Source organism: Winogradskyella sp., from assembly GCF_013042245.1.
In the GTDB taxonomy this organism is placed as follows: Bacteria; Bacteroidota; Bacteroidia; order Flavobacteriales; family Flavobacteriaceae; genus Winogradskyella.
On the sequence record NZ_JABDQL010000019.1, the window covers coordinates 1 to 12,374 of the forward strand.

Annotated in this window: 9 protein-coding genes; 3 read left to right on the top strand and 6 right to left on the bottom strand. The window is 33.4% G+C overall.

The genetic code is table 11. From position 1 onward, the window contains the following. Positions 1–397: 397 nt before the first annotated feature. Positions 398–1,675, bottom strand: a complete 1,278-nt coding sequence (locus tag HKP48_RS01270) for a replication-associated recombination protein A (RefSeq protein WP_296342018.1) — start codon at positions 1,673–1,675, stop codon at positions 398–400. Positions 1,676–1,761: 86 nt separating this feature from the next. On the opposite strand from HKP48_RS01270, the gene HKP48_RS01275 reads away from it, so the two are divergent. Next, positions 1,762–2,493, top strand: a complete 732-nt coding sequence (locus tag HKP48_RS01275) for a rhomboid family intramembrane serine protease (RefSeq protein WP_296342020.1) — start codon at positions 1,762–1,764, stop codon at positions 2,491–2,493. A 131-nt stretch (positions 2,494–2,624) separates the two neighbouring features. Here the strand turns inward: HKP48_RS01275 and HKP48_RS01280 are convergent, their stop codons facing one another. The 5 genes from HKP48_RS01280 to HKP48_RS01300 form a co-directional block, all read right to left on the bottom strand. After that, positions 2,625–3,851, bottom strand: coding sequence for a M14 family metallopeptidase (locus tag HKP48_RS01280; protein WP_296342023.1), 1,227 nt, complete (start codon positions 3,849–3,851; stop codon positions 2,625–2,627). Positions 3,852–3,923: 72 nt separating this feature from the next. Continuing rightward, a complete protein-coding gene (locus HKP48_RS01285; RefSeq protein WP_296342026.1) occupies positions 3,924–5,240 on the bottom strand; it encodes a SusD/RagB family nutrient-binding outer membrane lipoprotein in 1,317 nt (438 codons plus the stop codon). Positions 5,241–5,260: 20 nt separating this feature from the next. Beyond that, positions 5,261–8,530: a SusC/RagA family TonB-linked outer membrane protein gene (locus tag HKP48_RS01290; RefSeq protein WP_296342028.1), complete on the bottom strand. Its 3,270-nt coding sequence runs from the start codon at positions 8,528–8,530 to the stop codon at positions 5,261–5,263. A 338-nt stretch (positions 8,531–8,868) separates the two neighbouring features. Next, complete coding sequence (gene rlmB, locus HKP48_RS01295; protein WP_296342030.1) at positions 8,869–9,603, bottom strand: 23S rRNA (guanosine(2251)-2'-O)-methyltransferase RlmB; 735 nt, start codon at positions 9,601–9,603, stop codon at positions 8,869–8,871. Positions 9,604–9,625: 22 nt separating this feature from the next. Then, positions 9,626–11,314 (bottom strand): POTRA domain-containing protein, encoded by a 1,689-nt coding sequence (locus tag HKP48_RS01300; protein ID WP_296342032.1) that lies wholly within the window; start codon positions 11,312–11,314, stop codon positions 9,626–9,628. A 182-nt stretch (positions 11,315–11,496) separates the two neighbouring features. Between HKP48_RS01300 and rpsL the strand changes: the two genes are divergently transcribed. Continuing rightward, positions 11,497–11,871, top strand: a complete 375-nt coding sequence (rpsL, locus tag HKP48_RS01305) for a 30S ribosomal protein S12 (protein ID WP_008269190.1) — start codon at positions 11,497–11,499, stop codon at positions 11,869–11,871. A 22-nt stretch (positions 11,872–11,893) separates the two neighbouring features. Beyond that, positions 11,894–12,370 carry a 30S ribosomal protein S7 gene (rpsG, locus tag HKP48_RS01310; RefSeq protein WP_296342034.1) on the top strand — a complete coding sequence of 159 codons (477 nt, stop codon included), beginning with the start codon at positions 11,894–11,896 and terminating at the stop codon, positions 12,368–12,370. Positions 12,371–12,374 lie beyond the last annotated feature (4 nt).

Sequence of the window (12,374 nt, forward strand, 5' to 3'; positions counted from 1 at the left end):
ACTGAAAAATTGATAGCAAATTATGTTAAGGAACAAGGTGTTGAAAAGGATTATAAAAGTTTGAAAAAGAATAATCAATTGAAATTATTTTAATGCCTCGTGGGCTTGCCCCGAGGATTATTTACTGGTTGAATTCAAGCCTTTTTTAATCATAAATTGAAAAATATAATGATTCCTCTGTCATTTCGAGTGTGGTCACAGAGCGTGGTCACAGAACATAGTCGAAGTGTAGTCGAGGTGTAGTCAAGAAATATAAAGTGTTGTTTTACAAGGCATTTCGACTTTAGTTTGTGCTGAGTACTTCGACAGTGCTCAGCATAAACTAAAGTCGAAGTACTCAATGTTACAGAATGAGTTTGAAATTTTAATTAGTACTCATTACGGACATTCAATAATTTTAATAACCGTACTTATCTTTCCAAAGTTGTTTAAGATATTGTCTTTGTGAATTTTCCCTAGAGTTATTTCCTGGGTTGTATAATTTAGTATTACTTATTTCTTTTGGTAAGAATTCTTGAGCAGTAAAATTGTTATTATAATTATGAGAATATTTATAATCTTCGCCATAGCCAATTTCCTTCATTAATTTCGTTGGTGCATTTCTAATTGCAAGAGGCACCGATAAGTCGCCTGTATCCTTAACTAATTGTTGTGCTTTACCAATAGCTTCATAAGCTGCATTACTTTTAGGAGAACTAGCCAAGTATGTGGTGCACTGGCTAAGGATTATACGAGATTCAGGATTACCTATGACCGATACAGCCTGAAAAGTATTATTGGCAATTACTAATGCTGTAGGATTTGCATTTCCTATATCTTCACTAGCTAGAATTAAAAGGCGTCGCGCTATAAATTTTACATCTTCGCCACCTTCAATCATTCGAGCTAAATAATATACTGCAGCATTAGGGTCACTGCCTCTAATTGATTTTATAAAAGCCGAAATGATATCATAATGCTGTTCGCCAGTTTTATCATATCTGGCTGTATTATTTTGTACTTGTTTTAATACGATGTTGTTGGTTAAAGTTATTTTTTCCGAATTAAATGAATTTACAATAAGTTCAAAAATGTTAAGAAGTTTTCTGGCATCACCTCCAGATAAGCGAAGTAAAGCTTCTGTCTCTTTTAGTATAATCTTCTTTTTAGAAAGTATTTCATCTTCATTAATTGCACGTTCGAGAAGTGCTTCTAAATCTTCCTTATTAAAAGAGTTTAGAATATAAACTTGGCAACGCGACAAGAGAGCTGCAATAACTTCAAAACTAGGGTTTTCGGTAGTTGCACCAATTAGAGTAACCCAACCTTTTTCCACGGCTTCTAATAAAGAATCTTGTTGGGATTTACTAAATCTATGAATCTCATCAATAAAGAGAATAGGATTTTTTGCAGTAAACAATCCGCCACTTTTTTTTGCTTTATCTATAACTTCGCGAATATCCTTAACTCCAGAATTAATAGCGCTTAACTTAAAAAATGGACGTTCAGATTCGGTAGCAATAATGTTAGCTAAAGTCGTTTTTCCTATTCCTGGTGGTCCCCATAAAATCATTGACGGAATAACACTACTTTTTATTTGCTGGTACAGTGCGCCACTTTTACCAACCAAATGGGTTTGGCTAATATAGTCTTCAAGAGTTTTTGGTCTTAAACGTTCTGCTAAAGGTGTGTTCATGGATTAAAATTACTAAAACTAGCTGACAATATTTCATAATATTTGTTCATGGCTAGGATTTTGGATTGTAACTTTTAAATTTGTTTATGAGCCAGCAACAATTCAGATACTCAAATTCTGTTATAGTCTATCCATTACTACTCGTGTTTTCTATTTGGGTGGTGTTTTGGTATCAGATACGTATAGACTCTAGCATAAGAAATTTTGGTATTTATCCAAATAAACTTGAAGGACTTCTAGGTGTATTTACAAGCCCTTTTTTGCATTCTAGTTTAAGTCATTTGTACAATAATTCTATTCCGCTCTTAGTTTTGTCAATGGCATTATTTTACTTTTATAATAACATTGCCTGGCGTGTTTTATTTTTTGGTATCCTGGTGTCTGGTATTTTGACTTGGTTTATTGGCAAATCGGGTAATCATATTGGTGCTAGTGGGATAATTTATATGCTAGTAAGTTTTATCTTTTTTAAGGGTATTATAGCAAAGCATTACAGATTAATAGCCTTGTCACTAATTATCATTTTTTTATATGGTAGTATGATTTGGTATATCTTTCCTATTAAAGATGGTATATCTTGGGAAGGTCATTTGGGAGGGCTCATTACGGGATTTATATTCGCGCTTATATTTAGAACTCGTATTGCTAAACCAGAACGTTATATTTGGGAAACTGAAGCTTATAACAAAGAGGACGACCCATTTATGAAACATTTTGATGCGGATGGGAATTTTATAGAAGAGGATTTAGATGAATTGGGAAAGCAAAATAGCCAAATTAAATATTTCTACAAAAGTAAAGATTCTGATTTCGATTAGTCAGAACGTAGATATTTGATTAATAGAAATTAGATTAATTATTTTAAAGTTACCCCTTTTATAAAAAAACCTTAAACTATTATAGAATTTTGATACTTAAGGGATGTTCATAAATAAAAAGGACTTTGTATTTAACGTTTAGTTTTCAATAATATTTTCATCATTTGTGTGGCAGCAATATTACCAATTAATTCAATATTTTTTTCTTCAGTGTTGTCGCCTATTTCAAACGTTATACCTACGGCATTATGTGCCTTTAAGAACCATCCTTTGGATACAGGTTTTAATGAATTACCAGATGCTTCTTTTACTTTATAATTAGGGTAATCATCTTCAATACTTTCAAACCAATTACTCACAAAATTAGGTAATGTTGTACTAGCACGCTCTTTATTTGTATAAAAAACATCATACCAAGTTGAATGAAAATCTAAGCCTATTATTACTCTTGAATTATTCTTTTTAACGTATTTATTAATATACTTTACTGTTTGTTTAATTTCTTTTTGATTATACTTTGACCAGTCCCTATTTGTATCTACTCCATTAGCATTGTGTCTCCAATGCCCCCTTTCAACACCGTCAGGATTTAATATTGGGAAGGCAAGGATTTGATATTTATCAAAAAATTGTTTTGAAAGATTATTTTCTTTAATTAATGAATTTAAGAAATGCTGAAAAGCATAGTAACCAGTAACTTCAGGAGGATGTTGACGCGTTAATAATACAATCACGTCCTTATTTTTTGTTTCACCATTGTTTAATTTAAGTATTGGTAATTTTCTTTTCTCTGAGGATTCTCCATAGTAGTCAAAATGAACTAGATTTGAGTTTTTTACGTTCAAAGTTTTACTCCAACTAATTACGCTATTATAGTCTTCGATTTGTTGTGCAGCAACAATTTGAGGTGAATTATCTAGGCTTAATTTTATTGAGGTCTTGTCATTTTTTTCAATTATATTTAGTGAGTCTAAAATAGTCCAAGAATTGTTCTTATAAATCTTCGGGACATACCTGTGATTGTATTCTTCAGGATAGTCAAAATTAATATAATAGGTCTTGGGTGATTTAGACCAAATTTTGAAAGCGTAATAGGGGCTATTATTGATAGGTTCATTTTCCGGATAAATAATTACTCTACCAGTTGAATCATTCACTTTTTGAAAATCATTAATTCTAGCACCACTGAATTCATTACTTACATAAACCTCTTGGTTTTCTGAACAAAAGGTTTGTTTCTTTTGTTTAGTGATATTTCTGTTCTTAGTGTCAATATAATTCTCAAAACTCACATGTTTTGCGTTTCCACAGTTATATAGAATTAGGAAACTAAATAAAAGTTGAATTATTCTTCTCATACTATTGGTATTAAAAAGACCACTTAGAAAAGTGGCCTTTATTAATTTTAAGAAACTAATTTAAGAATAGGATTAATTAATAGGTGTTGGATCAAATAATGTTGGTAGAGGAGAAGGAACATTAGGGTTAGTATCTACTTCTATCTGAGGATAAATAAACCTTTGTGGTATTGTAGCACCAGTTTTTGGAGGTACATTAAGCATATTACCTGTTCTTCTAATGTCATGGAAAGGTTGTAACTCACCAATTAAAGTGATATACTTTTCTTCAACGATTTCCATCAACAATGTGTTACTGCCAGATGCGGATGTTGTTGCCGGGAAGCTACTACCATATTCAGTTGCTAAAAATGCTCTTACTTCATTAAATGCAGTAACATCTCCAGCATCACCTGTACGGTTAGCAGCCTCAGCTTCAATTAATTTAACCTCTTCATAAGAGATGATATTCATCGGTGCAGTTTCTGCAAAAACACCATCATTTGTAACATTAGGAGCATGTCCTGTACCATCACTATAAGCAGTGAAATAAAAATCGAAACGTTCTGCATCACCTGGTGTTGCAATTGTTCTCGCTACAGTACCATCTAAAAGGTTTTTTAAATGAGAATCAGTTGCACCCAAATATCCGTCACGCTCATCAACCATAAATTGATAATATAAATTTTCCGAATTCAAAGCAGTTGTGTGTTGGGTAATTAGACTTTTTTCTGGAGTATCAATTCCGTTTCTAGCACTAATCAATGCATTTGGATAATCCTTCGCAATTAGATAATATCTTGCTTTCAATGAATGAGCTATTTCAGCCCAAGTAGCAGCACTAGATAATCTATTACCTGCATAAGTTGATGCAGATAAATCACCTACATTACTTATCGCTTGATCTAATATGGTTTGAATTCCAGCTAGTACACTAGCCTGACTATCATACTCCGGAGTCGGGAATTCAGAAATTTTATTTGCCTGTGAGAATGGAATGTCTCCAAAAAGAGCAGCCATTTCACCAAAAATTGCGGCCTCACAAATCTGTGCGATACCAGCTAATTGTAAGTTACCTGATTCTATAGCTAAATCTTTTGTTAGTTTTGCTTGTTCGATACCACGAACATATGCATCTTCCCATGTATCATCATAATCTGCAGCAGTAGTAGAATATTGATTAACTGTTACATATTGACGATCCTCTCCAGTAAAGTGATTCATAAATATTCCTGCATATCTTGCACTGTTACTTGTGGCAAGTTGCATCCATCCTAGCTGTGCTTGGCCAATAATCAATTCTGGTGGCGCAGTCGTAAATTCATTAGGGTCTGTGTTGATATCTTCTGTGTATGACTCACAAGAAGTAACAAACAGAATGAGTATAAAAAGTTTTGAAATTGTTTTCATTTTGTTTTTTTTTAAGTCTATTAGAATGAAAGTCTTATAGTAGTTATAAATGATTTTGTTCCAGGATTACTAAAATATTCTAATCCACGACCTTTTGATGCACCTGTTAAATTATTATCAGGGTCAAATCCTTCAATATCGGTCCATAGAATTAAGTTACGACCAGTAATACCAATTTGAGCATTGGTTAATCCAATTTTTGATATAGCATCTTTTGGGAAGTCATAAAATAATGAAAGTTCTCTCAGTCTTGTCCAAGATGCATCCTCATAAAATGATTCGCCGACATCACCAAAACCGCCACCGTTTCCGGTCCACCATGCTGCATCAACAGCTACAGGTCCGCCACCGAAATCTTGTTCAAAACCTCTAAATGTTGTTCCTGCTGGAATTAGGTTTCCGTCAGCATTTAATAAATCTTGAGATGCTACAGACTCAACTGCTGTATCTGGGTGAATACCAAAGAAATTCAATACACCCCTTGTTCCATTCCATACATCATTCCCTTGAGATGTTTCGAAAAGAGCTGATAAAGTAAATCCTTTATACTGTAATGTAGTCCCGAGACCACCTCTCCAATCTGGATTAGGGTCACCTAAGAAACTTTCCGTTGGTGAAGCCGTTGGGAATCCATTATCGTTTAATATAAAATCTCCATTATCATCTCTAGCATAAGCTGTACCTCTAAGTACTCCAAATGGCTGACCTTCTGCAACACCTGACGAATTTGATGTAAATCCATTTAAGATAAAATAAGAACTACCAGCCATATCTTCAACTAAGCTTAGGTTTCTAGTATAGTTGATATTCATATTCCATTGTAAATCTGCATTATTTATTATCTTACCAGATAAGTCAATTTCTACACCTTTGTTGCTAATAGTAGCAGCATTAACTAATTGGTTTGCAAAACCTGAAGAAGATGGTAATGGTAATTCTAATAACACATCTTCTGAAGTACGATTATAATACGTAGCTGATAGACTTAATCTGTTATCTAGGAATCTTGTATCAAAACCTAATTCAAATTCTTTAATACGTTCTTCTTTTAAATTAGGATTACCTCTTGTTTCAGATTGTGTCAATGGATTGCCATAAAGTGCCCCTTCATAACCATCACCCCATCCAGAGAAAACGCCTCCTGTTGAAATGTAAGTTTCTGTAGAGTATGCAGCTGGTTCAATACCTACTTCACCATAAGAAATTCTTAATTTACCAAAAGAAAAGGCATTTGAGTTTTCTACATACTTTGTAAAATTCCAACCTGCTGAAGCACTAGGATAGAATATCATACCTGCATTTGGTAAACTAGACACATATTCACCTCTTCCCGTAAGTTCAAGTAAAAACTCGTTTTTGTAATCAAAATTTAAAACTGCAAATCCACCTGCTTTTCTAGTTAAAACTGAGAAATCATCCACATTTGAATTCTGTGCTGTAGCATTTCCAAAATTTAAGAAAATTTCATCTGGATTTGTAAAATTTGTTTCATCACCGGATAGTCTTCTATATTTATTTTGGAAAAATTGTGTACCAATAGTAAATCCTAAATTTAAATCTTCGATTATATCATAATTACCTGTAGCAAAAACATTAATGTTTTGGTTGCTTTCTGTAATTCTATCTTCAAAAAATAATCCATTAGTTCCATCTCCCGCAGAACCTGCTGGTTCATAGTTAGTTCTATTATCTTGGTAGTAATCTAAACTATAACGACCAATTAATGTAATTTTGTCGTTAACTTTAAAACTAATTTCTGGAGCAACAATAAAACGATTTACATCATTTAAGTTCTTTTGTTCATTAGTTGTCCATAGTGGGTTATTATAGGCTGGTGAGTTGTAACTGAATGTTCCAGTCTCCGCGTTAAATATTCTAGAAGACCCTAATTGCTGTCTGTATCCTCTATGAGAGTTAGGTGTTGGTACGCCTGCATCATTAAAATAAGTTCCTTTATAATCTCTAATATCAAAATCAGGTGATGTTCTTAAGTATCCAAGATAAAGTCCATTGAGGTTAGATCCTGTTTGAACTCTATTAGATTCAATATTCACATATGTCGAAGATAACTTTAATGTAAGTTTATCTGAAAAATCTATATCTGAGTTAAGCCTTACACTCGTTCTGTCATAATCAGAAGCACCATTATATATACCTTCTTGATTCCAATTGGAAAGACTTACAAATGTTCTTGAATTTTCACCAGAATGACTAAAACTAATATTATTTTCTAAAGTAACACCTGTTTGGAAAACAGCATCTCTGTTAGCTTCATTGAATACTTCAGTTGAGTTCTTTTGGATAATCGGATAATAAAGTGTTCCATTACCTGCTTCAAAGTACGCTCCAGTTGTGTCTACTGTATCTGGACCACCTACTCGTGCATCAATTCTACCACCATATGAGAAGCCAGTATTTGATTGTCCAGAACCTGTAAGGTGATCAACACCTCCTGAACCCTGTCCAAATATGCCTTGCTTTTCCCATTCAACATTTATCTGATCAAAAGATACAGTGTTTTTGTAATCAATTTTCCACTTTTTACCTCCTCTTGTTCCTCTTTTCGTTTTAATCACGATAACACCATTCGCTGCACCAGTTCCATAAACAGCGGCAGCAGATGCACCTTTTAAAACAGATATAGATTCTATATCTTCTTGGTTGATATCATTTAAACGTGATTGTTGAACAACACCGGCAGTTCCACCACCAATAGAGTTGTTAGAAACAATAGCGCCATCAATTACAATAAGTGGGCTACTGTCACCTAATATGGTATTTTGACCACGAATTTGAATGTAGGCACCAGCACCTGGATCACCAGAGTTTCTAGTAATATTAACACCAGATGTTTTGCCTGATAAAGCTTGTAGAACTCCAGCTTCACCAGATTTCTTAAGTTGATCTACTTTTACAATAGAAGTAGAACTTAAGTCATCGTCTTTCTTTTTCTCAAGACCTAAAGCAGTTATCACAACCTCCTCCAAAAGTGCGGAATCCTCTTCCAAAGACACATTGATTACATTCGATTCTCCAATTGTAATTTCTTGAGTCTTAAAGCCAACATAGCTAAATACCAACGTACTGCCAATATTGGCAGTAATTGTATAGTTACCGTTAAAATCTGTTTGTGCACCTGTAGTCGTACCTTTAATAATGACGTTCACACCAGGTAAGGGAATTCCCGATGCATCGGAGACCGTCCCGGATACTTTTTTTTCTTGTGCAAAGGATAGCTGCACAACCAATGCCATAAATAGCATTAATAGTCCTTTAAGTTTAATTTTCATAATTGTATTGCATTGATTAGTTATTAGGTGTAAAAGTCTTAATTAATTGTTAATTATCAAAGCGGATGTATAAAATTTTGTTAATTAACAAAAAAATAATAATTTAAATAATTGATTATTAAATAATTGTGTATCACAAAAGTTCAGCTATTTAAACAGGTTTTATCAACAATGAAATTTTTAGCCAATTCTGGCCTTTTTAATTAGACTAATCTAGCAGCATTTATAACAAGAAGTTTCCTTGCTATTTTTGTAGCTTAGGCACTGAAAACTGCAGTATTGTATACCTTATAATTGTTGTAACTCTTTAGATATAATTCATAGTTACACTCCGAATATTACCAACGTTGTCGTACAACTTCATATAGAAAAGCACCACATGCAACGGATACGTTCAGAGACTCTATCTCACCTAATATGGGGAGTTTCGCATGCTCGTCAACGGCTTTTAAAACTGAAGGGTTTATGCCTCGTCCTTCAGAACCCATAATGATGGCGCAAGGCTCTTTTAATTCGATATCATAAATTAAGTCTTTTGCTTTTTCGGTAGCAGCAATAACTTTTATACCAGAAGCTTGCATGTGAAACACAGCATCTTTAATGTGGTCAACTTTGCAAATAGGAATTTTAAAAATAGCACCAGCACTTGTTTTTATAGCATCACCATTGATGGGAGCACCACCTTTTTTCTGGATAATTATCCCTGAAACACCAGTGCATTCTGCAGTACGAACAATAGCACCAAAATTGCGTACATCGCTTAATTGATCAAGTAGAAGGAATAAAGGCATCTTACCAGACTCAATAGTATTTATTACCAAATCTTCAATATCATAAAAAGCAACAGGAGATATTTGCGCAACCGCTCCTTGATGATTTCCTTTAGATAAACGATTCAATTTCTCAACAGGAACGTAAGAACTGTTTATTTTAGACTGTCTTATGACTTGTTCTAATTCACCAAACAATTCACCACGAAGTCCTTTTTGTAAAAAGACTTTATCAATTTGCTTACCAGAATTAATAGCTTCAATAATAGCTCTTAATCCAAATATTGTAGTTTCATTTTTCATACTGCAAAAGTATTAAACCAAGTTAGAACGTTGCCGTCAAACTCACGTGAATTTTTGAATCTGATAATTTAAAAGGGATATTCTCTATTTTTCCACTAGAATAGTTTAACCTTAAAAGTCCGGCTTTTGTTAAGAGTCCAAGACCAAAGCCAAATCCAAAGAGCTTGCTTTTAGTATCTGTAAGATTATTTTCAAAATATGCAGCATCAAATACTGAATGTACATATATGCTACTGCTTAGGCGATACCGGTATTCCGTATTAATTACACCAAAAAGGTTGGCGACTAAACTGTTCTCTTCAAAACCTCTAATGGAGTTAATACCACCAAAACGATAAAGCTCGTTATCTAAATAATTATCAGAATTAAGCGCTGCACCAGTCACTCTAATAAAAATACTATTTCTGTTATTTAGATTAAAAATTTTATACGTCTCTAGAGTAAAAGTAGTTTGTTGTTTTTTTATACCATTTTGTGTTCGGTTTCCAAAATTTGAATTTATATCAAACCAAAATTTGATGGGGAATAATTCATCGTAGTATTGAGGTTTTATGTAATTATATCCAATTTGATAAAAGTTAGTGGTGTAATCATCAATGAATGTAGTATTTGAATCAAGTAGGTCACTAGAAACAGAACCTCTTATTCCTGCGCTAATTCTATGATTAGCATTTATTTGATAATTCAATCTCGCTTGCTGTGTTGTCGTTGAGAAGGTTGAATCTTTTCTGAATATGTTGAGCCCAATATCCATACCTATAGGAGACCCAAACAAGTAAGGCGCATTAAGTTTCACATCAAACGTTTGCTGGTCAATCTCATCACTTTTGTAAAATAGATTTAGGGTTTCTCCAAAGTTAAGATTGTTTATTAATTTTAAATCTACGTAGCCATCAAAGTCAATTCGGTTTGTGTTTTCGTTCGTGCCAAAACCTATAAAGCCATCAAAATTATTACTTTTTGTTTTTTCAGCACATAAGTATAAGGTTGTAGAATCATTAGTAAATAAAACTTCTGGTGATTTAATCTCATTTGCAAATCTTAAATCTTGTAGTTTTTCTGTTTTAGATTTAATGGTTTCTAAATTAAAGGACTGTCCTGGTTTTAATTTTAAGAAACGTTTTAAATAAGATTTTGGGAATTTGCCATAACCCTTAACTACAATTTTATCAATACGACGTTTTTTGTTTCTTTCAATTTGTAAATCAGCTGAGATGGTATCAGCACTTTCTTTTTTTATGTTTTTTAGCGTTAGGGTAGAGAATGGGTCGCCTTCTTCGGCAATGCGTTTGTTGAGGTAATTTAAGGTTGACTCCAACTTTCCAGTACTCACTTCAAAATAGTGTGAAGAAATCTCAACTTTAGAAAAGTCTAATAATTCTTTGTTAAATTCATCGTCAAAAAATACTCTGATACGATTCAGTTTTTTACCTATATATATAGATGCTTCAAAAAGCGTGTCATTTTGCTTTTCTAATACTCCTATTCTAGTATCAATAAAACCACGGCGAATAAGCTTTTCCTTAAGTGTATATAGTTCAGTCTCTAATGATAAATAGTTGGAAAATGATTTTGTATAGCCAGCCGAATCTACTTCTTTTGTAGCCTTGTTAGATTCTGCAATAACATTTAACTGAAGATTTTGTCCAAAAACAGTTTTTGAATTAAATACTAATACAAACAAAAAAACCAAGAATACGAGTTTTTTCATAGTTTATAACTTGGACATATTTCTTGTAATTACAACGTAAAAATAAGGTTAAATGTGTAGTTTGATAATTAAAGCTAAAATTTATTTTCAAAATTAATTGTCAACTATTTGAATAATAAAGATATATTTCTACCTTTGCAGCCCTCAAAAGAGAGGGTTAATAAAAAATGATATAGAAATATATGCCAACAATTTCACAATTAGTACGAAAAGGAAGAGCCAAAATAACCAAGAAGAGTAAATCGGCTGCTTTAGATTCGTGTCCTCAAAGACGTGGTGTATGTACTCGTGTTTATACAACGACACCTAAAAAACCAAACTCAGCAATGCGTAAGGTAGCAAGGGTTCGTTTAACAAACGGTAACGAGGTTAATGCGTACATCGGTGGAGAAGGTCACAATTTGCAAGAGCACTCGATAGTATTGGTTAGAGGTGGAAGGGTAAAAGATTTACCAGGAGTTAGATATCACATCGTTCGTGGTGCTCTGGATACAGCAGGTGTAGCCGGAAGAACACAACGTAGATCTAAGTATGGTGCAAAACGCCCTAAAAAGTAATTAAAAACTTTAAGAAGAAGACATGAGAAAAAGAGCAGCAAAAAAGAGACCGCTTTTACCAGACCCAAGATTTAACGATCAGTTAGTAACACGTTTTGTTAACATGATGATGTGGGATGGTAAGAAGTCTGTGGCTTTTAAAGTATTCTACGATGCAATTGATATTGTTGAGGAGAAAAAAAATGATGACGAAAAAACAGCATTAGAAGTATGGAAAGATGCACTTTCTAACGTTATGCCTCACGTAGAAGTGCGTAGTCGTAGAGTTGGTGGAGCAACATTCCAGATACCAATGCAAATTCGTCCAGACCGTAAAGTTTCTACTGCAATGAAATGGTTAATCAGCTATTCACGTAAAAGAAACGAAAAATCTATGGCGCAACGTTTAGCATCAGAAGTTTTAGCTGCGGCTAAAGAAGAAGGTGCTGCTGTTAAAAAGAGAGTTGATACTCATAAAATGGCAGAAGCAAACAAAGCATTTTCACACTTTAGATTTTAATAAA